At 31.6% G+C, this 24173-nt stretch carries 12 protein-coding genes and 1 pseudogene; 9 read left to right on the top strand and 4 right to left on the bottom strand.

Annotated elements, in window-relative coordinates:
• Positions 1–71 precede the first annotated feature (71 nt).
• Positions 72–1433 carry an OmpA family protein gene (locus Q4Q35_RS06215; protein WP_303277081.1) on the bottom strand — a complete coding sequence of 454 codons (1362 nt, stop codon included), beginning with the start codon at positions 1431–1433 and terminating at the stop codon, positions 72–74.
• Between the two features lie 258 nt (positions 1434–1691).
• A complete protein-coding gene (locus Q4Q35_RS06210) occupies positions 1692–4823 on the bottom strand; it encodes a UvrD-helicase domain-containing protein (RefSeq protein WP_303277080.1) in 3132 nt (1043 codons plus the stop codon).
• A 127-nt stretch (positions 4824–4950) separates the two neighbouring features.
• On the opposite strand from Q4Q35_RS06210, the gene Q4Q35_RS06205 reads away from it, so the two are divergent.
• The 7 genes and pseudogenes from Q4Q35_RS06205 to Q4Q35_RS06170 all read left to right on the top strand — a co-directional run bounded on the left by Q4Q35_RS06205 (position 4951) and on the right by Q4Q35_RS06170 (position 18429).
• Positions 4951–5559 (top strand): superoxide dismutase, encoded by a 609-nt coding sequence (locus Q4Q35_RS06205; protein WP_303277079.1) that lies wholly within the window; start codon positions 4951–4953, stop codon positions 5557–5559.
• 270 nt (positions 5560–5829) lie between these two features.
• Positions 5830–6249 carry a hypothetical protein gene (locus Q4Q35_RS06200; protein WP_303277078.1) on the top strand — a complete coding sequence of 140 codons (420 nt, stop codon included), beginning with the start codon at positions 5830–5832 and terminating at the stop codon, positions 6247–6249.
• A gap of 177 nt (positions 6250–6426) precedes the next feature.
• Positions 6427–6935: pseudogene (locus Q4Q35_RS22365) on the top strand (LipL32 family surface lipoprotein).
• A 134-nt stretch (positions 6936–7069) separates the two neighbouring features.
• On the top strand, positions 7070–9214 hold the full coding sequence (locus Q4Q35_RS06185; RefSeq protein ID WP_303277077.1) for a tetratricopeptide repeat-containing sensor histidine kinase: 2145 nt from the start codon (positions 7070–7072) through the stop codon (positions 9212–9214).
• A complete protein-coding gene (locus tag Q4Q35_RS06180) occupies positions 9211–9852 on the top strand; it encodes a response regulator transcription factor (RefSeq protein WP_303277076.1) in 642 nt (213 codons plus the stop codon). Before Q4Q35_RS06185 ends, Q4Q35_RS06180 begins: the two co-directional genes overlap by 4 nt.
• Positions 9853–10688: 836 nt before the next feature.
• Positions 10689–17489, top strand: a complete 6801-nt coding sequence (locus tag Q4Q35_RS06175; RefSeq protein WP_303277075.1) for a BspA family leucine-rich repeat surface protein — start codon at positions 10689–10691, stop codon at positions 17487–17489.
• Between the two features lie 4 nt (positions 17490–17493).
• Positions 17494–18429, top strand: a complete 936-nt coding sequence (locus Q4Q35_RS06170) for a PorP/SprF family type IX secretion system membrane protein (RefSeq protein ID WP_303277074.1) — start codon at positions 17494–17496, stop codon at positions 18427–18429.
• A 438-nt stretch (positions 18430–18867) separates the two neighbouring features.
• Here Q4Q35_RS06170 and Q4Q35_RS06165 read toward each other — a convergent pair whose 3' ends face one another.
• Both Q4Q35_RS06165 and Q4Q35_RS06160 read right to left on the bottom strand, forming a co-directional pair.
• Positions 18868–20766, bottom strand: coding sequence for an amidophosphoribosyltransferase (locus tag Q4Q35_RS06165; RefSeq protein WP_303277073.1), 1899 nt, complete (start codon positions 20764–20766; stop codon positions 18868–18870).
• Between the two features lie 96 nt (positions 20767–20862).
• Positions 20863–21789 carry a PfkB family carbohydrate kinase gene (locus Q4Q35_RS06160; protein WP_303277072.1) on the bottom strand — a complete coding sequence of 309 codons (927 nt, stop codon included), beginning with the start codon at positions 21787–21789 and terminating at the stop codon, positions 20863–20865.
• 370 nt (positions 21790–22159) lie between these two features.
• Here Q4Q35_RS06160 and Q4Q35_RS06155 point away from each other — a divergent pair, with 370 nt between their 5' ends.
• Both Q4Q35_RS06155 and Q4Q35_RS06150 read left to right on the top strand, forming a co-directional pair.
• Complete coding sequence (locus tag Q4Q35_RS06155) at positions 22160–23422, top strand: sensor histidine kinase (RefSeq protein ID WP_303277071.1); 1263 nt, start codon at positions 22160–22162, stop codon at positions 23420–23422.
• A complete protein-coding gene (locus tag Q4Q35_RS06150; protein ID WP_303277070.1) occupies positions 23422–24171 on the top strand; it encodes a LytR/AlgR family response regulator transcription factor in 750 nt (249 codons plus the stop codon). The genes Q4Q35_RS06155 and Q4Q35_RS06150 overlap by 1 nt, the downstream gene beginning before the upstream one ends.
• Positions 24172–24173: the final 2 nt, after the last annotated feature.

The raw sequence follows: 24173 nt of genomic DNA, 5'->3' as shown, positions 1-24173 counted from the left end.
AAAATAAAAAACGCTTCGGGATATCCGAAGCGTTTTTATAAAACTTATTTTAAAAACTAATTGATAGTTTCTTATTTTATTAAGTTGATCTCAACTCTTCTGTTATTAGCTCTACCTTTTCTAGTTTTGTTAGAATCGATTGGTCTATCTTTCCCATAACCAACAGCAGATAATCTTGAAGAGTTAATTCCATTAGCTACTAAGTAATCTTTTACAGAGTTAGCTCTAGCCTCAGATAATTTTTGGTTAGTAGAAGCTCTACCAGTACTATCTGTATGACCTTCAATAGTAAATGTTGCAGTACTATACTCATTTAAGATAGCAATAATATCTTTTAAAACAGCTTCAGATTGTGTTTTAATAGTTGATCTTCCTGTATCAAATAAGATAGTTTTAGCATACTCATTTAAAGTTTTTTGAACTTCTTCAGTTACTTCAGGACAACCATTGTTAGCAACAGTACCTACAACATCTGGACATTTGTCATCTTTGTCTAAAACACCGTCACCATCAGTATCTGGCCAAGGGCAACCATTATTTGCTGGTGCACCTGCAGTGTTAGGACATTTATCATCAGAATCTCTTACACCATCACCATCAGCATCTGGACAACCAGCTAAAGCTTTTAATCCAGCAACTGTAGGACAGTTATCATCTTTATCGGCAATACCATCACTATCAGTATCAGGACATCCGTCAAACTCAGCTAAACCAGCTTCGTCTGGACAAGAATCTTTACTGTCTTCAATACCATCACCATCTGTATCAGGACAACCATTGAAAGCCTCTAAACCAGGAACATCTGGACAAGCATCATCTTTGTCATAAATACCATCACCATCTGTATCAGCTCCACCAAATTTGATAGAGATACCAGCTGTATGTTGGAAGTGTGTATCTAAATAATCTTCAAATGCATGTTTGTATGCAGACTGTACAGTTAAACCGATATTTTCTGTAAACCAAAGATTGAAACCTAAAGTTCCATTTAAAGTTCCAGCTCCAAGATCGTCTACCCAAGTGTAACCACCACCAACACCTAAATAAGGCTCGAAAGTGTTCCAGTCTAATACTTCACCAACGCTATATTTAATAGTACCATCTGCACCATAATAAGATAAATCATCTACTTCTTGATCACCTCTGTTTTCTATTTTATTTAAAGAACCTGCAATTCCAAAAGAGAAACCATCACCTATATATTTAGATACAGAGATCGTTGATAATGAAGGTAAAATATTCCAGTGATCGCTTACATCAAAGTATTTATCAAAAATTCCTTCACTAAAAGGAGCTCCGTCACCAGAAGGGTAAGCATCAACTGCGTTTGCCCCAATGGTAATTTGCCATGGGTTGTTTTTGTCTTGCGCGTCAGCATTGCTATAACCAAGTATAAGCAACATAGCGAACAATAATCTGCTAAGATTTTTCATATTCAAAAGTTTAATTTTTAAGTGTTAATTGTAAACAAAAGTAAGTTGTTAAATTTTATTAACAAAGACAAATATATAAAAAAATAGTACACTTCGTTTATTCATCAATAGTTCAGAACGGTTTTAGATAATATTTGAAGCTTTTTTTATTTTACTAAATGCAATAATAGCACTATCTCAATGGATTTTTGCATGGTTATTGAATAACTGTACGTATATTCCCTCCTTTTTGTACATAAAATGATATTTTTCTTAAGTTTACACCTCTTTTATTTCAATATTTTCGTCTATATATATAAGAATTTTCTTTCTTGTTGTTATTTTCATATCTTCTAAAACATCTTGGTATGATTGTAATTGTTGCCAATGTTTTTTATCTTCAATGCCCGTTTTATAATCTATAATTACAGCTTCATTTTTAGAGTCTATAACCAATCTGTCCGGTCTTAAAATAATCCCCTCTTTGGTAATAATATCTCTTTCGTTATATATGGTATACTTTGAACTATAATAGCTTTCTAATTTTGGGTGCTCAATAATTTTAGTTACTATTTGTTTTAACTCGATGGTTTGCTCTTTTGTTATTAAAGAAGCATTTACAAAATCATTTATAACGGAATTAATATCATCTTTTGTTTTAATTTGAGACATGATGTTATGAATAAGGTTTCCTTTTTCAATAGCTTCTTGTTGATTGGTATCCCAGAGAAGACCAGATTTGGTTACAACCTTTATACTATGAGTATCTTTTGCTGTAGTAATAAATTCTTGTTGAATCTTGGCTTCTTTTGTAATAGTATCACTTTCGCTGGTTCTTATAGAATGACCAAAACTGTATGTTGATTGAGAATCGTTCCAAAGATCTAAGTGTTGCAGATAGTTTATAAATAATCCCGAATATCTTTTATTATTAGAGACGCCTTTTGAAGATATATCTTTTTTTGAAATAACATACAATTGCTCTACAGCACGTGTTAAAGTAACGTATAGTAAATTGATGTTATCTAATTCCTGTTCAGATTGATGGTTATTATAAATACGTTGTCCCTCTTCTCCATAATACTCAAAATCTTTACTATAGTTTAATAACGTATGTGTAAAACCTGCATACTTTTCTTTATTTATTCCAAACCATTCTTTTGGGTCTAATTCTCTATAAATATCTAAATCGGCATATGGAAAAATAACCACAGGAAACTCCAGACCTTTAGATTTATGAATGGTCATTATTTGAACAGCATTTTGCCCTTTAGGAGACACAATACTTAAGTTTTCCTTTTTCTTATCAAAATATTCCAAAAACCCTGAAATATCCGATCCTTTTTTTTGCGAAAAGTCTAAAACAATATCTAAGTAAAATTGTATGTAAGCATTCGAAGATGCAACCAAATTAAAATCTCGTACAATCGTTTCTGCCAAATCGTAAAGAGGAAGTTCTAATAATAAATCGCTGTTTATAAATATCTGATATGCTTCTAAACTTTTGAATAGATTTGACACTGGTAAATTGATATGTTTTGAAAAGAACTCATGCTTATCTTCAATATTAAAAAGCGAGGTTAAATAATTTAAAACCTGTATTTTTATTTCATTATTTTTTGGCTGAATTAAAAGCTCTAAAACATTATTTATAAAACCAACTTCCATTGAATTATTGATTAATAACGTTTCTGATGAAATTATAGGAATATCATGTTGGCTTAGGTAATTAGCAATCGTAACGCCTTCTTTTTTCTTACGAACCAGAACACAAATATCTTCTAACCTAAATCCATTTTTTAAACACTCATTAATCGTTTTTAAAACATTCTTAGAAAATAGCTCGTCTCTATTATCATCCTTATCAATATCTAAAAAAGATAATTCGACATAACCGGTATCTTCTAAAAAAGTATTTTGATGGGCATTTTTATAAAGGTCTTTATAGTCTTTTTTGCTAAAAAGCTGATTTGACAGATAATTAAAAAAGTCATTATTAAAATTTACTATAGTTTTAAAACTTCTGTAATTTGTTGGGAGGTTTTCGACATGTTTTTTTATATGAAACGGATTTTCATCATTGAACAATCCAATAAACTGTTCTGCTTTTCCACCACGCCAACGATAAATAGCTTGTTTTGCATCACCAACTAACATAGTATTTCCCGTATTGGTAGATAGAGCGTTTCCTAAAAGTGGAATTAAATTCTCCCATTGCATCACCGATGTATCCTGAAACTCATCAATAAAATAATGATTGAATTTTTCACCAATACGTTCATATATAAAAGGTGTGGGTTGGTTTCTTATTTCTTTACTAATAATGGTATTAAATTCCGAAATAAGCATTTTATTTTGTGTTTCTTTAAGCGACTTTAATTCATTATTAATAGCATTTAAAACAGAAAGAGGAGTTATATTTTTATAAAATGCTTTTAAGAATTTAAGATGAAAAGCCATTTGTTTGGTTTCGTAAAAACTGGTAGCTATTTGTGGTTGTATTTCTTCTATTACAGATGCTATAGTATCTGTAACGCGTTTAGGGTATAATGTTTTAGTTTCAATATCCTCCTGCCATTTGGTGTCAAAATTTAGATCAAATTTTTTATCGGTTAAGTTTTTAAAATGCTTCGGCAAATAGCCTCCCGAAAAATCATTAAATTCTAAACCAGCCTCTTCAATTAAAGTTAATATATTTTGAGCTTTTTGAATGATGTTATTTTCTAAAGAAATCAGTTCCTTTTTTAATTGTGTTTTAAGTGCTTTAAAATCGTCTAACGTTTTATCTTTTAACGTTTCTATAAAAGGCATATCATTTTCATTAACCAAAAGCTTAGCTATTTTATTAAAATCGAAAGACACATCCCAACTTTTGTCATCGTCAGCTTTTTCAATAGCAAAATCAATAAGTGTTTTAGTTAACGCATCATTTGTTCCTGCTTTTTCAATTAAGCTATTAACAGCTTCGTTTAATAAAGCATCTTGATCTAACTCTACTTCAAAATTTAAAGGCAACCTTAAATCGTAAGCAAAAGTTCGAATAAGTTTATGGGTAAAACCATCAATAGTAGAAATATCAAACGCCGCATAATTATGAATAATAGTATTTAATAGTTTTTCCGATTTCCTGTGAAGCACATTTGGATCCATTTGCAACTCTTCACAAATAGCCTTAAACATACTATTAGGTGTGTTTAATATGGTTTTGTTAGAAAACTGTTTGAGTGTTTCAATAATCCGGTCTTTCATTTCGGCAACCGCCTTATTAGTAAACGTAATAGCTAAAATGCGTTTAAAATGCTCTAGGTTGTTGGATTGAAACAAAATTTTTAAATACTCTTTTACAAGTGTAAATGTTTTTCCACTGCCAGCAGAAGCATTATAAATAGTAAAAGAATGGCTTTGACTCATGAATTATAATTTTTGGATACAAGATAAAAACTATCAATGGTTTCATAACAATTTATTATTTTTAATTAACCCGTTTTATATGTAATTTTGAAAGAAATTAAATATTAATATTTTAAAACTAATAACTATGGCTTTCGAATTACCGAAATTAGGATATGCGTATGATGCATTAGAACCTCACATTGATGCACGTACTATGGAGATACACCATTCTAAACATCATCAAGGATATACAAACAATTTAAATAATGCCATTGCCGGAACAGATTTAGAAGGAAAGTCTATTGAAGATATACTTGAAAATTTAGATTTGAATAATGGCGCAGTGAGAAATAATGGTGGTGGTTTTTACAATCACTCATTATTTTGGGAAGTTATGAATCCTGAAGGAAAAGGATATCTATCTGGAGCATTAAAAGATGCTATCGAAGATGCTTATGGTTCTGTTGATGCATTTAAAGATGCTTTTGCTAAAGCGGCGGCAACTCGTTTTGGTTCAGGTTGGGCTTGGTTGTGTGTTCACAAAGGAGGTAAAGTAGAAGTTTGTTCTTCTCCGAATCAAGATAATCCGTTAATGCCAGGAGTTGGTTGTGGCGGTACACCAATTTTAGGTATTGATGTATGGGAACACGCTTATTATTTAAATTATCAAAACAGACGTCCAGATTACATTAATGCATTTTTTAATGTTATTAACTGGAACGAAGTTGAAAGACGCTACGCTGAAGCGAAATAAGATTTCCTGTAATACAATTAAAACGTCTGATAAAATTTATCAGGCGTTTTTTTATGCTTCAAATACCTGGTTAATATTTTTAATTCATTGATAATAAATTAGATAAATATTTTTTGTATGTTTTTAAAAGTTTTGCTAACCCCTGTTTACAGGATGTTCTTTTTCACTGAAAAAGATGTTTCTTAAGTGTTTGTCCTAATGCATCTTTGCCTCATGATATTTTATAGAATACCAATAAAAAAAATATTAACCTTTTAAAAATTTAAAATTATGACTTGGGGAATTACCTTAATCTTATTAAGTATTATCGCAGTACCATCTTTACTTCTTTCAAAGAAACCAAATGCAAAAGAGCTTTTAGAAAAAATTGAACCTTATCAAGGTTGGATTGGTTTTGGTTTCTTTTGTTGGGGCATTTGGGGCGTTATTTCAGCTGTTTTAAATATCGGTTGGCTTACAACTAACCCAGTATGGTGGATTACATTATTAGCAGGAAATGCAGTTGAAGCTGTTTTAGGATTTATGTTAGGCTTTGGCTTAATCAATAAGTTTATTTTGTCTAAAAATGAAGCAGCAAAAGAAAAAGCAAACAAAATGAGAGAAAAATTAGCTCCTAAACAAGGAATACTAGGAGTGGTTGGATTATTTGTTGGAGCTTGGATGATTGTCGCTTCTTTCATGTATATCTAATTTTTATAATCAAAAATATTAATCAATAAAAACAAGAATGAAAACAAAAATGTATTTGTAATAGCATTATTAGCTATCATTAGTATCTCAACTTTAAGTGCTCAAAAATTATCAAAATTTGGAGGCTTAACTGAAAAGAAAATAGGACCAAAAACTATAAAAGTTCCTTACACAGACATGGTGTCATATTTAGGATATGCAGCTCCTGGTAATGAAGATGAAACAAAAAATGGTAAGAAGTTTTATTATATCTATGCATGGCTACCCGCAGTAGCTCCAGAGTTAGGGATAAGAATGATGTCTCCAGTTGGAAAAACTAAAATTAAAAACGCTACAAAGTCTAAAGCCTATACAGATAATACAATTTCAAGTGAGTATTTTGATACATATATTACTTTAGAGCGTCGGATATTTTTAGCAAAGATAAAATTAGTGAAGCTGCTGTAAAGAGTGCTAAATGGCCTGTGTTAGAGCGTAATGATGATAGTGGTGAAATGCCAAAGCAACCAAGTGGTAATAATTATAACTCGTTGTTAAGGTATAAAAGTGAAGCTAGTAATCCAGAGAAAGCGTTAACTGTTGGTTTATATCGAATAGGGTTCACAACTTATAAAAGAGGAGAAGTAAAAGGAACGTTTTTAGCACAGGTTGCTGCACCAATAAAATCCGGTTGTGGTGATGGCTAAAACCATCTAAGATTTAAAGAAAAGATTGTAAAAAAGTTTCAAAAATTAAAAAACACATTCTTTTTAAGAACGTGTTTTTTTATATTAAAATTTAAAGTTGTTTTTTTGAGTGTTATTTAAAATACTTACCTGTTATGTTAAAGTCATTTTATAATCTGTTTTTGCAAATGCTGCTACTATTTTCAACTACGATAGTAGCTCAGGTTAATGGCTCAAATACTTCTTCTAAAATAGATGTAGATTTAGCATCTAAAGAAAAAGAACAAATAATTGATGCTTTTGTTAGATTGAATAGAGGTGATGAAAAGGTATATGTTATTGGGCATCAATTACGAAAAAAAGCACATACACATTACGCTAAAATCAATGCTAATTCATTATTAGCATATTATTTTAGAAATAGGCGGTTAACAGATTCTTCTAATTTTTATGTCAAAGAATTTATGAAATTAAATACAGTAGGTGGTGACTCGCTAATCTGTAGAAGAAAAACAATAGCTTATAATTTATTAGCTATTAATTACAACACCAAAGGCTTAGTTGAAGAAAGTAAAAAATGGCATCAAAAAGGGATTACGTTAGCTAAAAAATACAACGACGAGGAAAATTATTATACACATTTGCATGGGCTTGCGGTAAATTATGTGGCATTAGGAGATTTAAAGCAAGCTTTGCAACTTTTTAAAGAGTGTTTATTGTATAAAAAGGACTTAGAACTAACCATGGGTAGCTATATTAATATAGGTCAGATTTATTCTGAAAATAACGATTTTGAAACTTCAGATCTGTATTTAAAAAAAGGGCTTAAACTAGCCAAAAAAGCACAGTTTACTTCTGCTGAAGCTACTATTTTGTCGATTTTAGCATCTAACGCTCAAGCTGTTAATAAAACAGATGAAGCTTTAGTACTTTATGAAAGGGTTATAGAAATAGCAAATAAACATAAGTTTCATAAAGAAAGGCTAAACGCCGAAATGAATATAGGCAGTATCTTGATTGATAAAAAAAAAAATCATGATGCAGAATTAATTTATTCCCTGGCTTTATCAAGTGCAATTGATTTAGGGTATCTAGATCAACAGTTAATTCTTTATGAAAACCTGAAAAAAATAGCAATAAATGAGTCTAATTATGAAAAGGCTTATTATTTTTCTTCACAATACTTTACTATAAAGGATTCTATTGGTCAACTTCAGAGAAATAAAGAGATTAATGAACTAGAAGTTAAGTATCAAACACTTCAAAAAGAAAAAGAAATTAGTATTCTACAAGTAGAAAAAGTCAATCAAGATTTAGAATTAGCAAATCAGAAGGAGACTATTCAAAATTTGGAGCTACAAAGAGAAATAGAAAAAAAAGAGAATGAAAATGAGTTATTATCTTTCCAAAATGCTACAGAAAAAACAAATAATGAAAATAGGTTACTCAGAAAAAATCAAGATATTAAAGAAGCTCAATTTTTAATTCAACAAGCAGAGACAACTAGGCAAAGAAGTATTAAAAATATAATTCTATATTCTTTTCTTATCTTTTTAATACCAATTATAGGATTACTATATACATACTACCTAAAATTAAAAGCACAGCACGAGCTAAATAAAAAGCAAGAAGAAGTTAATGAGCAAAAAATAGCCTCTATTTTAAAAGACCAAGAACTCAAGTTAGTAAAAGCGTCTATAAAAGGTCAGAATAATGAACGGAAACGTATTGCTCAAGAACTACATGATAGTATTGGCGGTAATTTAGCAGGTATTAAGTTACGATTAAATAATTCGGATTCAAGTGATTTAGCTTCAATTAACCATCAAATAGATGATACTTATAGGCAAGTTCGGAACTTATCGCATAATTTAATTCCTAAAAAATTTAGTGAAAATAATTTTTGTAATATTCTCAAAGAGTATCTTAATAATATTTTAGAAGGAAGTTCTATTTCTTCAAATTTGAGTGCATATCCGGTTGAAGAAATTGATCTTCTAAATAAGGGTTTACAAGCTGAAGTTTTTAAAATTATTCAAGAACTAATAACCAATACTATTAAACATGCTAAAGCAAGCTCGATTAATATTCAGATTAATTTAATAGACAACATACTCGGAATTATTTTTGAAGATAATGGAATTGGGTTTAATGTTAAAAAAGAAACCAACGGAATTGGTTTTAAAAATATGAAAAGCCGATTGAAAAAAATATCCGGAATTTTAAATATAGACTCCAATCCTAAAATAGGTACTATAATAAGTATTGAAATTTTCAATTTGAAACCCCATAAACAATGAAATATAATTTAATTATTGCAGATGACCATAAAATGTTTTTAGATGGTTTGTTAAGTATTTTTGAATCTGAAGAAGCGTATAATATCTTGTTAACTGCAAAAAATGGAACTCAAGTTGTCAAGTATATAGATATTAATAGTAACGAGCAAATAGATTTAGTTATTACAGATATTACCATGCCAGAAATGGATGGAATCACATTGACTAAAACGTTGAAAGAAAAGAATAGTAATCTTAAAATTCTTGCCGTTAGTATGCATACTAATCCCGATATGATTGATACACTTATTGAAAGTGACGTAGATGGTTATGTGCCTAAAAATGCTGAAAAAAAAGAATTACTCAAAGCAATAGAAACTATTTTAAAAGGAGACAAATATTTTTCGAGAGAGATAACAGATATCTATATGGAAAATAAATTTTCTAAAAAGAAAGAAGAAAACATCAAATTAACACAACGTGAAATAGATGTGATTACTTTAATAGCAAAAGAGTTTACTACCCAGGAAATAGCAGATAGCTTATTTTTAAGTAAACATACTATTGAAAGCTATAGGAAAAATTTGATTGCTAAATTGGGGGTAAGAAACTTAGCAGGATTAACTAAATATGCTATAAAAATGAAGTATTTGGATTAAGGGATTCTTACTTTTATACTTTAATTTTTTTAGAAGTGGTTTCACTTCTAAATATCCACTTATATTAAATAGTCTTTACACCTTCATCCATATTTGAAACGATGAGCGACTCTAAGCTGTTTATAATCCATTAACAAGTTTTTTTGCTTCTTTAATGAATTAAGTACTTGTACTTCTAAAGTTTGATACACTATTTTTTGGTTTTACATACCCCGTTTTCAGGGTATTTTTTTTCACTGAAAAAGATGTTTCCATAATGTTTATGATGGTGCACCTTTGTCTTATGATATTCAATATAATAACAAAAAAAGAAATATTAGTTTTTTAAAAATTTAAAATTACAACTTGTGGAATCACATCTAACTAATTGCTTCTTTATTAACATTGTATAATTTTTTAAGCGTTTTTTAATAAAAATGTAGGTTTTTTATACATATTATTTTGTGTGTAAATAATTCTTTTTGTTTGTTAAAATTTGTTTTTCAACTATTTATGATGCATCAATTCCTTTTTTTAAAATGAAATTTATATATGATTTTTTGTTTGTTAAAAATTTGTAACTAAAGAAATTCCCCAAATCAAAATCTAGACTATGAAAAATAAATTCCTCTTCTTCAATTCATTTAATGCATCGAAATTCACAGTGATTTTAGATGCGAACTTTTAATTTTTAGAATTAACTACTTGAGCTAAGCATTTTTAGCGCATTAATCCGTTACACCCATAAAACATAGGTGTATAGAGATTCACATGCTATTAGACAAAGTCTTACAGCAAAAAAAAATGTAACGCTAATAATCGATTATCACCTTTTGACTCATAAAAGATAGCATATCATGATAAAAAATACTCTAACAATACTTCTGATTTTATTCTGTTATAATCTATTCGGACAAACATTTAATTCTATTTGGGATACTGAGCAGTCTGGTACTTCAGCTTTTAACGAAATTACCATTCCTACAAACCCTGCTTATGTATACAACTATACAGTAGATTGGGGGGATAGCTCAATAGACAATAATGTAACCGGAGATATTACACATACGTACACTACTCCAGGAAGATATACTATAAGTATAAGCGGAAACTTTCCTGCTATTTATTTTAATGACGATGGCGATAAAAGTAAAATTATTGAAATATTGGCTTGGGGAAGTATCCAATGGCAAACCATGGAAAATGCTTTTTATGGTTGTGAAAACCTGAATTTTGATGCTATTGATAACCCCGACCTATCGCAAGTAACAACCCTTAAAAATATGTTTAGAAGTGCCACTTCATTTAATGGCATTATAAATAACTGGGATGTTAGTACTATAACCGATATTTCAGGAATGTTCTATGGTGCTTCTGTATTTAATAGACCATTAGATACTTGGAATACAAGTAATGTAACCGATATGTCTGAAACTTTTAGGAATACTAGCTTATATAACGAACCCTTAGATAATTGGAATACCGCTTTGGTTACCAATATGTCTTCTATGTTCAATGGTGCTGGCAACTTTAATCAGAATATAAATAACTGGGATGTAAGTCAAGTCACAAACATGTTTTCTATGTTTTCATCTACTTCAACATTTAATCAGCCTTTGAATAGTTGGAATACAAGTAACGTAACCGATATGTCTTATATGTTTCAAAGTTCTGCATTTAACCAAAATATAGAAGGCTGGGATGTAAGTAATGTTACTAATATGTCTGGGATGTTTCGAAGAAATAGGGTTTTTAATCAACCATTGAACAATTGGGATGTAAGTAATGTCACCAATATGTCCAGTATGTTTGATGGATTTTATTTGAGTTGTGTTTTCAACCAGCCTTTAAATAATTGGGATGTATCATCAGTTACTTCAATGAGTAATATGTTTAGAGATAGTAGAGCATTTAATCAACCTCTAGACAGTTGGGATGTAAGTGGTGTCACCAATATGTCAGGAATGTTCGAAAATTCGAATAGCTTCAATCAAGATATTAGTGTTTGGAATGTAAGCGGTGTCACCAATATGTCAGGAATGTTCGAAAATTCGGATAGCTTCAATCAGAATATTAGTATTTGGGATGTTAGCAATGTCACTAATATGGAATCCATGTTCTACAGTAATGATGTTTTTAACCAACCATTAAATAGTTGGAATGTAAGTAGTGTCACCAATATGGGCTCTATGTTCTATGGAACATTAGTTTTCAATCAACCTTTAAACAATTGGGATGTAAGTAATGTTACCAATATGAGTTCTATGTTTTATAGGGCATTGGTTTTCAATCAACCATTAAACGATTGGGATGTAAGTAATGTTACTAATATGTCTAGAATGTTTAGCACCAATGGTAGTAATATTACAGCCTTCAATCATCCATTAAACGGTTGGAATGTAAGTAGTGTCACCAATATGTCAAATATGTTCCAAAACGCTACGACTTTTAATCAAAACTTAGGCAGTTGGAATGTTACTAACGTTAGCAACATGGCTAATATGCTTTCTGATTCAGGATTATCTCAAGCTAATTATGATAACACCTTAATAGGTTGGGCAACACAATCATTAAGATCTAACGTATCTTTAGGAGCACTCAATTTAAATTATTGTGATGGCCGATTTGCGAGGCAAGAGCTTATCGATAACTTTAATTGGGATATTACCGGAGATATTGTAAACTGCCCTTTTGTGTTTTGTACGTCTTTAGTTTCTCCAATAGATGGAGATACTAATGTACCGGCGAATACCAATTTAATGTGGGAAGCAACACCCGGAGCAACGGGATACAGAATAAGTGTTAGAAGAGTAAACGGAAGTGTAACTCAAATTATTTACAATGATGAGGATGTTGGTAATGTTATTGGTGTTGATTTTACATCTGATTTAACTCCAGGAGATGTGGTTTTTGTCACCATTGTGCCTTATAATGCTTCCGGACCAGCAACAGGATGTACTGAAGAGAGTTTTACAGTGGTTGAAAGTTGGGTAAACAGTCCTGATGCTTTTGTACTTACTTATGATACTCGTATTGCAGAGACATGGAGTTCTGATGAAAACCAAATAGAAATAGAAATCAGATCGGGATTGTCATACAATTTCTCAATAGATTGGGGAGATAATCAATTTAATAATAACGTAACAAGTACCATAACCCATACCTACAACACCCCTGGAATTTATACCGTAACAATTATAGGGGATTATCCTGCACATTACTTTCGTAACTTTTTTTCAGACTCCAGAAAAGTGCTATCCATAGACCAATGGGGTACACAACAATGGCAATCCATGGAGAGGTCTTTTTATTATTGTCAAAATATGACCTATAATGCCACTGATCTTCCGGATTTGTCTCAAGTTACTAATATGTCTGAAATGTTCTATAATGCCTCCCTTTTTAATGGTGATATTAACTCTTGGGATGTCAGCAATGTCAATGATATGGAAAGCATGTTCCAAGGCGCTGGAGATTTTAATCAACCTTTAAATAGTTGGGATGTAAGCAGTGTAACAAATATGGCAAGTATGTTTCTTGGGGCACGTAGTTTCAATCAACCTTTAGATACTTGGGATGTAGGTAATGTAACAGATATGGCAGGGATGTTTCAATATGGAATAGTTTTCAATCAAAATATAAATTCTTGGAATGTAAGCAATGTAACAAATATGGCAAGTATGTTTCGAGATGCTGAAGCATTTAATAATCCTATCGAAAATTGGGATGTATCATCTGTTACAAATATGGAAGCTATGTTTTATGATGCTATTGCTTTTAACCAATTGATAAATAGTTGGAATGTAGAAGCTTCACAAAATATGAGTTACATGTTTAGAAATGCTAGTAGCTTTAATCAACCACTTAATAATTGGAACGTAACATCGGTTAATGTAATGACATCTATGTTTGAAAATGCAACAGTATTCAATCAAAACATAGATAGTTGGAATGTTACTAATGTGACCAACATGGAAGCTATGTTTAGAAATGCAATGGCTTTTAATCAACCTTTAAATAATTGGGATGTTAATTCTGTCGTAAACATGACTTCTATGTTTGAAAGTGCCCAGGCTTTTAATCAACCTCTTGATGCATGGAATGTAAGTGCAGTGGCAACGATGTCCTCTATGTTTAAAAATGCCTTGCTATTTAACCACCCAATTAGTACATGGGACGTATCATCGGTTACTTTAATGGATTCGATGTTTGAAGATGCTGAAGCATTTAATAATCCTATTGAAAATTGGAATATAGCTTCGGTAACAACCACGGAAGCTATGTTTAAAGATGCCATAGCTTTTAATCAACCATTAGGTAATTGGAATACAGGTGAAGTTTTAACCATGGCAGAAATGTTTAGTGGAGCATCTGTTTTTAATCAAAATGTAGATAATTGGAATGTTTCTTTTGTTAGAACCATGGAAGCCATGTTTAAAGATGCGGTTACATATAATCAACCTATGAATTCATGGAACGTTGCCTCTGTTACAACCATGCAACAAATGTTTGATGGTGCTACAGCCTTTGATCAACCACTCTATAATTGGAATGTAAGGGGTGTTACAACCATGCAAGAAATGTTTGATGGTGCTACAGCCTTTGATCAAACTATCAATAACTGGCGAGTTTCGGGAGTATCAAATATGGACTATATGTTTAGAAATGCAACAACATTTAACCAATCCTTGAATCAATGGAACATAGGTACTGTGAGTATGCGTTCAATGTTTGATAATGCTACCAGTTTAAATCAAGAATTTAGTACCTGGAATGTTAGTGGAGTTTCTGATATGAGAAATATGTTAGATAATACCGCATTGACAAGAGAAAACTATGACACCACATTAATAACTTGGTCCGAACAGGCCTTAACCTCTGGAATTACTTTAGGAGCTCAAGGGTTGTTGTATTGTGATGCCTTAGAAGAAAGACAATCAATGATTGACACCTATAATTGGTCTGTTATAGGAGACATGTTGGATTGCCCTATTCCTGAATGTACCCAACTTGTTACTCCTCTAAATGGCGCTACAAATGTTCCCGTAAATACTAATTTAAGTTGGGAACCTACACTTTATGCAAGAGGCTACAGGCTTACGGTTCGTACTAACCCGGGAAATGTTACCATTGTAAATAATGAAACCGTAACCGATACTTCATATGAATTTGCTACAGATTTTTCCGGAGGTGAAACAGTTTTTGTAGCATTAATACCATTTAATAGTGAGGGAGATGCTACAGCTTGTATAGAAGAAAGTTTTCAGGTTTCAAGTAGTGCGACTCCAACTGTGCCGGAGTGTACTAACTTAACCTTGCCTGTAAATGGTTCTACCGATATAGCTGTAGATTCAGATTTAGAATGGTTAGCTATAGTAAATGCTGATGGGTATCGTATTACAGCAGGTACTACCCTTGGAAATAACGACGTTATAGATAATGTGGATGTTGGTAATGTAACAATATACGATCTTCCTGCTAACCTTCCGGAGAATACAACTATTTTCGTTACCATTACACCTTATAACACTGTTGGAGATGCAGCCTCATGTACTGAAGAAAGTTTCACTACAGAACTAATTCCGGTTCCTCCAACATGCACAAGTTTAACAAACCCTTTAAACGGAGCTACCGATGTTCCTGTTAATGCTAATCTTAGCTGGAATCCTATATCTGACGCTACAAGTTATCTACTAACAGTAGGTACTACCGGAGGTGGGATAGAGATTCTTAATAGTATTGACGTTGGTAATGTAACCACCTATAATTTGTCGGATGATTTACCTCCTAATAGATTAATTTTTGTGACTATTACGCCTTATAATGCCGCTGGAGATGCAACAAGTTGTTCTGAAGAAAGTTTTAGAACAGGAAATTCTCTAGCAGTTATTCCAAATTGCACCACGTTATCAACACCGCTAAACAATGCTACGGATGTGGCTCTTGATTCAAACTTAGATTGGAATGCCGTGGCCAATGCTACAGGCTACCGTATTAATGTTGGTACTACTGCTGGGGGAACCGATATTGCAGATGATCAAGATGTAGGCAATGTTACTACATTCGATCCGACAGCTGACTTACCGGAAAATACCACCATCTTTGTTTCCATTACACCTTATAATGCAGTTGGGGATGCCACGGGTTGTACCAGGGAATCTTTCACTACGGAAACTATTGCCACTGTTCCTAATTGTACCACGTTATCAATACCACTAAACAATGCTACAGGTGTGGCGGTTAATTCGAACTTAGATTGGAATGCGGGGGTTAATGCTACTGGGTATAGAATTAATGTTGGAACTACTGCTGGTGGTACCGATATTGCAGATGATCAGGATGTAGGCAATGTTACTACCTTTGATCCGACAACTGACTTACCGGAAAATACCACCATCTTTGTTTCCATTACACCTTATAATGCAGTTGGGGATGCTACGGGTTGTACCAGGGAATCTTTCACTACGGAAACTATTGCCACTGTTCCTAATTGTACCACGTTATCAATGCCGCTAAACAATGCTACAGGTGTGGCGGTTAATTCGAACTTAGATTGGAATGCGGGGGTTAATGCTACAGGGTATAGAATTAATGTTGGAACTACTGCAGGTGGTACCGATATTGCAGATAATCAGGATGTGGGCAATGTTACTACATTCGATCCGACAACTGACCTGCCGGAAAATACCACCATCTTTGTTTCCATTACACCTTATAATGCGGTTGGGGATGCCATGGGTTGTACCAGGGAATCTTTCACTACGGAAACTATTGCCACTGTTCCTAATTGCACTTCTTTAATCAGCCCGTTAAATAGCACTACGAATGTAGCGGTAGGCACAAACCTTAGTTGGAATGTCGTTGCCAATGCTACAGGTTATCGTATTAATGTTGGAACTACTGCTGGTGGTACCGATATTGCAGATGATCAGAATGTAGGCAATGTTACTACCTTCGATCCGACAACTGACCTGCCGGAAAACACCACCATCTTTGTTTCCATTACGCCTTATAATGCGGTTGGGGATGCCACAGGATGTACTAGGGAATCTTTTACTACGGAAACTATTGCCACTGTTCCTAGTTGTACAAGTTTAACAAGTCCTCTAAATGGGGATAGGGATATTGTAATAAATACAAGTCTTAACTGGGATGCCGTTGCAGATGCTACAGGATATAGAATCAATATAGGAACTTTATCGGGAGCTACTGATATTTTAAATTCTGAAGATGTAGGCAACCTATTAACATTTGATTTATCTGACTTACCAGAGAACACAACGATCTACGTAACTATAATTCCTTACAATGCTGTTGGAGATGCCATTGGCTGTTCTGAAGAATCGTTTACAACAGAACCTTTAGCTGAGTCAAAATATGGCCTTTCACCTAATGGAGACGGAATCAATGATTTTTGGGAGATAAGAGGTATAGAAAATAGTCCACAAAATATTGTGAATATCTATAATAGATGGGGGGATTTAGTTTTTTCAATCCCAAATTATAATAATACCACTAATGTATTTAGAGGGGAAGCTAATAACCTTACCAATTTGGGGGCAAGCACATTACCCGACGGAACTTATTTCTTTGATATTAAAATATCTGGAACTCATAACTTAAAAAAGCTAAAGGGATTTTTAGTGTTAAAGCGTTAATATAATGAATAGAAAAAATAACTTTACCGCTTATGCGGCTGTCTTACTATTTTTTATTTTAAAAACAAGCATTTGTGTTGGTCAGCAAACACCATCGTTTTCAGAATACAATTACAATCCGTTTATTATAAATTCTGCATATGCAGGTTTAACTCAAAACACTGAATTGTCTATAAGCAATTTGGGCTACTTTAATCAATTTGAAGGAAGCCCTAAAAGCTTTTCATTTAGCGGGCATGGCGCTTTAAACAGAGGTAAAATGGGAGCTGGAGTTGGTATTATTCGAGATGAAATAGGCGTTACTACTTCCTCTCATTTTTTTGGAGCTTATTCTTATAAAATATTCTTCGATCTGAAAAATAACCGCCCAGATTGGCAACACTATACAGCAGGAGTACTTTCCTTTGGAATCACAGCAGGCCTACAACAATATCAGGATAACTTATTAGAGTTGAGAATTATAGATGATCATGTTTTTGCTGAAAATATTAATGCCACAATTCCAACTTTAGGTTTGAGTTTTTTATTTAATTATTCTACATTTTATTTAGGAATTTCAACCCCAAATATTTTAGGTGAGTCATTAGCTTCTCAAGCTAATTTAAATCTTGTAAATCCCTATTATGGTTATTTTGGGTATCGTTTTTTTAATAACCGTTATCGGGAGATAATGATAAAACCAAATGTGCTATTAAAATATGAAGATGGGGCTCCATTACAGGCCGATATAAACTTAGCAGTAAGTTTTAAAAATAAGTTTGAAGTAGGAGCAGGATATAGATCCAGGTCTTCTCTAAATTTTTTAGCTGGTATTTATTTGTTTAAAAACGCACGTTTTATTTACAGTTATAATGTCGCAAATAATAATGCTCCGTTAGGTAATACACATGGCTTTATTTTAAGTTATCAATTTGGAAACGGATATAGAATCGATTATTAAAAAAAGTAAAATGAAAAAGGTGAACGAGTGTTCACCTTTTTGCCCCAAATCTACCATGAACTTAACCTACTTATGTTATGGTGATTCAAATATATCTTTCTTCTAAAGATTGGTAAAATATTTTAGTTAAACTGCTCATATATTGGCTTAAAGGCTTTTAAGTACCATTATAAAGCAAAAAAGGGTACAAGTAACTTTTAAAAAATAGACTTACATTTTAAAACAGACTCAAAAGGAAACTAAACTGCATAAAAAAAGGCGAACAGATGTTCACCTTTTTTTGCCCCAAATCTACCATGAACTTAACCTACTTATGTTATGGTGATTCAAATTTATATGTATTTTAGATACTTTGATTATTTTTTAGACAAAAAGCGTATTTTTCGGATTAAATGTATTTTTTAGCAAAAAAAGAAGAAAAAATTGACAAATTAATAATTAATAAGCTCTTTCATTATTTCCTTCATAAAAATTGATGAATGCTCTGTTTACAACTCTGTTCCCTCCAACGGTAGGATAGTTTCCTGTAAAGTACCAATCCCCTAAATGATTAGGACATGCTTTATGCAAATTTTCAACTGGCTGAAAAATAATTTTAACTTCAGCTTTAACACTTTCATCACTTAACAGTTCAGAAATTTTTCCTGATATTTCCTCATCGGTAAAAGGATCATAAATCTCTTTTACAAAATTCTGCACATGTTTATCATCTAAATCTGTTTGACCCATACACTTATTATATACCTCTTCTACAATATGGTACTTGTTTGCATCTTTTAATAAATCTAAAGCGGCTCTAAAAGCAACTAAGCTTTCTAGGTTGGCCATATCGATACCATAACAATCTGGGTATCTAATTTGTGGCGCAGAGGATACCACAATAATTTTTTTAGGGTTTAAACGGTCAAGCATTTTTAAAATACTCATTTTTAATGTAGTCCCTCTAACAATACTATCATCAATAATAACCAAATTATCTTCTGGTTTTATAACGCCATAAGTAACATCGTAAACGTGAGCCACCAAATCATCACGACTACTATCTTCTGTAATAAACGTTCTAAGCTTAACATCTTTTATAGCAATCTTTTCAATTCGTGCACGTTCCGATAAGATTTCGGTTACTTTATCTGCCGATAATGAACGTTGTCCACTTAAAATAGCACGTGTCTTCTTTTTGTTTATATAAGCTTCAGCAGTTTCAATCATACCAAAAAATGATGTCTCTGCCGTATTGGGAATATAAGAAAAGACCGTGTTCTTAGTATCATTATTAATGGCTTCAAGAACTTTAGGCATTAACAGTTTCCCAAGCATTTTACGTTCTTGATATATTTCGGCATCACTCCCTCTAGAAAAATAAATGCGCTCAAAAGAACAAGATTTTCTTTCTAAAGGTTCTAATATTTGTTTAAAGCGTACTTCGCCCGATTTTTTAATAATAATAGCTTGACCTGGATCTAATTCTTTTACATCTTCAAAGTTTACATTAAAAACTGTTTGAATAACAGGTCGTTCTGATGCAACGACAACCACCTCATCATCTTTATAATAATATGTCGGGCGAATGCCTGCAGGGTCTCTTAAAACAAACGAATCTCCATGACCAATAAGCCCCGCCATAGCGTAACCTCCATCCCAATTTTTTGCAGCCCTTTTTAATATTTTACCTACCTTAAGACGTTCTGCAATAAGCGGCGAAGCCTCTCTTTTATTATAGCCTTCTTTTTTTAAATCTTTGTAAATTTTACTTACTGCATCATCTAAAAAATGACCTATTTTCTCCATAATAGTTATGGTATCGGTATACTCTTTTGGATGCTGCCCTAATTCAATAAGATTGGAAAAAAGTTCTTTAACGTTTGTCATGTTAAAGTTTCCTGCCATTATTAAATTTCTATGCATCCAATTATTTTGTCTTAAAAAAGGATGTACACTTTCTACACTATTTTTACCAAAAGTACCATAACGAACATGCCCCAATAACAGTTCTCCTATATAAGGAATATGTTGTTTTTGTAAAGCAACATTATTAGTATACTCCGGATGTGCTGTTAATGTGTTATTTATTCTTTCGTTTATCTGACCAAAAATATCTTGAATAGGTTGTTGTGCTATAGAGCGTATTCTACTTATATAACGTTCGCCTGGTTTTGTATCTAATTTAATACTTGCAAAACCGGCACCATCTTGACCGCGATTGTGTTGTTTCTCCATCATGAGGTACATCTTGTTTACACCATAAAATGCACTTCCGTATTTTTCTTTATAATATTCCAGTGGTTTTAAAAGTCTTATAACTGCTATGCCACATTCATGCTTTAAAACATCGCTCATATATATTTTTTTTCGCTTTCACTTCAACATGCTCAGTGTGCACGCAGAAATGATATTAAATTAAAACGCACTCTAATTTTGAGTGCGTTGGTTGGTTTATGTTAATTCTATTTCAAATTGCGTTAACTGCTTAAATTGCAACAAGCGTTTATGTATTTCTTTACTTGATAAATTTTGCATGCGCTCGGTTCCAAATTTTTCTACACAAAACGATGCAAGTGTAGAACCATAAATAACCGCATTTTTCATATTTTCAAAAGAAGTATCACCTGTCTTTGCAAGGTATCCCGCAAAACCTCCGGCAAAAGTATCTCCTGCTCCCGTAGGATCAAAAACTTCTTCTAAAGGTAAAGCCGGTGCATAAAACACATTGTCTTCATGAAATAATAAAGCGCCGTGCTCACCTTTTTTAATCACTACATATTTAGGACCCAAATCGTAAATCTTTTTGGCTGCAACAACCAAAGAATACTCTCCGGTTAATTGTCTGGCTTCTTCATCATTAATGGTAATAACATCTACATTCTTAATAACATTATGTAAATCCTCTAAAGCACAATCCATCCAAAAATTCATAGTATCTAAAACCACTAATTTAGGTTTTGTGGTCATTTGGTCTAAAACACTTTGTTGGACGATCGGATGTAAATTTCCTAACATAACAATTTCCGCATCACGATAATCTTCTGGAACTACAGGGTTAAAATCGGCAAGCGTATTTAATTCTGTAACTAAAGTATCGCGAGAATTCATATCGTTATGGTAACGCCCGCTCCAAAAAAACGTTTTGCCTTCTTTAACTATTTCAATTCCCGAAATGTCTATATTTCTATCTGATAATAAATCTAAATATTCCTGAGGAAAGTCACCACCTGCAATAGATACTATTGCTGAGTCTACATTAAATTGTGAAGCCGATAAACCAATGTAAGTTGCGGCACCGCCAAGAATTTTATCGGTTTTACCGAAAGGCGTTTCAATAGCATCAAATGCTACTGTGCCAACTATTACTAATTTACTCATAAAAGAGACCTGATAATTTTCTGCAAAGATAAGTTTTTTAAGTCCTAATTCAAGAATATTTTTTTTAAGAAAATTTAGCTTTTAACAACTTACTATTATAAATCGACAGTTCACTAACTTTTCTTTTTATAGTATATCTTAATCACTCACTTTTGTTCAAAATAATAATTTAGACATGAAAACTATAAGCAAATTTTTAAATGCATTTAAATATGCATGTATTGTTAGTGTTTTGATAAACGTGATTGGGTTTATTATTGCAATTTTATTGAATGGAGTAGACGGGGTTTTAGAGATATATAAAGAAATAGCTCCACTAACATTGTCTTTATTTTTTTTTCCTTGCTTTTTTTCAATTTATTATTTTAAAATGAATGACTACAAAGATATTATTAAAGGTATAAAAACAATTATTAAGCCAGCATTTTCATCTTTTATATTGATATATTGTATTGTTTATTTAACTCTTAAATTCTATAAGGTCTCCAATTTAGATATTTCATTTTGGAATAAAGCAAGTTTATTTAATGGGATAACAGCTATAATTATAACTGTTTTTTGTACACTGATTTATTATTTATTAACTCATAGAAAGATTACAAAAAGGGATTATGAAAAAACCTCTTTGACTACAAAAAATATTGTTTTAATCTGGCTAATTGGAACCTTTCTATATTTAACAATAATTTCAATTTTAGGTAATATTATTCCAATAAAATATGCAATAATAATTGCTTTATTTGGAGTAGTTAATAGTGTTATAATATCTTATGGAATAAAGTATATAGTAGCTAGACAAAATAAGTCAATTACTAATATAGTTTTTATAATTATATATATTGTAAATATTATTTTGCTACCAGCATTATTTTTAGAATCTTTAGAATTTTTAGGAAAAAATTTTGGAGGCTTGTTCCAATATAATTCTTCCAAGTCAATTGGGGTAAACCTAGTTAGGGGTGTGGTTATTTTTGGGAGTTATTTTTTACTACTTACATTGTCTATTCATATTTATTTTATTTATGAAATAAATAGGAATCAAAAACAAAACTTAAAACAAATAGGAATCACTGCGTCATTAAAATATCAACAGTTAAAGGCTCAATTAAGCCCCCATTTTTTATTCAATAACATTAGTGTACTAACTGGGTTAATAGAAGAAAATCAAGAAAAAGCTATTCAATTTTCAGAAAAATTATCTCATGTTTATAGGTATTTTTTGAATCAAGAAAACACCGATTTAGTATTACTAAAAGAGGAACTCGTATTTGCTAAAGAGTATCTGAAATTATTACAAGTACGATTTGAAAATGCTATAATATTTACTGATGAAACAGATGGTTTTTCTAATTATTATATATTACCAATGGCGCTACAACAAGTGTTTGAAAATATAATTAAACATAATGAAATAAGCATTGAATCTCCTATGGATATTGAAATGACTTTTGAGAAAAATTATTTAGTCATTAAAAACAGTAAATATCCAAAAGACAGTACTGGAAAGGGGGAAAATACGGGGTTAGAAAATATTATAAACAGATATGCTTTTTTTACAGATGAGAAAGTAATAATAATTAATAATAAACATTATTATACAATTAAGTTACCTTTACTAAAAGCAGAAGATTAATGAAAGTAGTAATTATTGAAGACGAGTTATTATCAAGTAGAAGGTTAGAACGAATGTTATCTGATTATAATTATGAAATTTTAGCAAGTTTGGTTTCTGTAAAATCTTCAATTAAATGGTTTAAGGAGCATAAGCACCCAGATATTTTATTCCTAGATATTCAGCTTTCAGATGGCTTGTGTTTTGAAATTTTTAAACACATTGAAATCAAAAGTGTAATAGTTTTTACTACCGCTTTTAGCCAATACAGTATTAAAGCATTTGATTATAATAGTGTATCTTACTTACTCAAGCCAATTAATAAAGAGAGCCTAAAAAAAGCTATAAAAAAGGCAACTGTTTTTAATAAAAATGAAAACGAGCTATTAGCCTTAAAAGAAGCCGTTCAAGAATATAATATTCCTGTATTTAAAAATAAATTTGTAGTTAAACTGGGAAAAAAAATAAAACTAATTAGCACAGACAATATTGAATGCTTTTTTAGCTCAAATAATATCACATATTTACGTTCAAACGATTTTAATTACATTCTAAATTCAGCATTAATAGATCTTGAAAATGAATTAAACCCTGCTGTTTTTTTTCAAATCAGCAGAAAATTTATTGTTAACATGCATGCTATTAAAAACATTATTTCATATTCTAATAGTAGATTAAGGCTAGTTTTAAACTCTTATAATGAAAGCGAGATTATTGTAAGTAGAGAGCGTGTAAAAGATTTTAAGAAATGGATTAATGGTGGAGTATAACA

It is taken from the genome of Flavivirga aquimarina (assembly GCF_030540835.1).
Taxonomy (GTDB): Bacteria; Bacteroidota; Bacteroidia; order Flavobacteriales; family Flavobacteriaceae; genus Flavivirga; species Flavivirga aquimarina.
The sequence above is the reverse complement of the archived record's forward strand: the minus strand, read 5'-3'. Positions and strand labels throughout refer to the sequence as shown.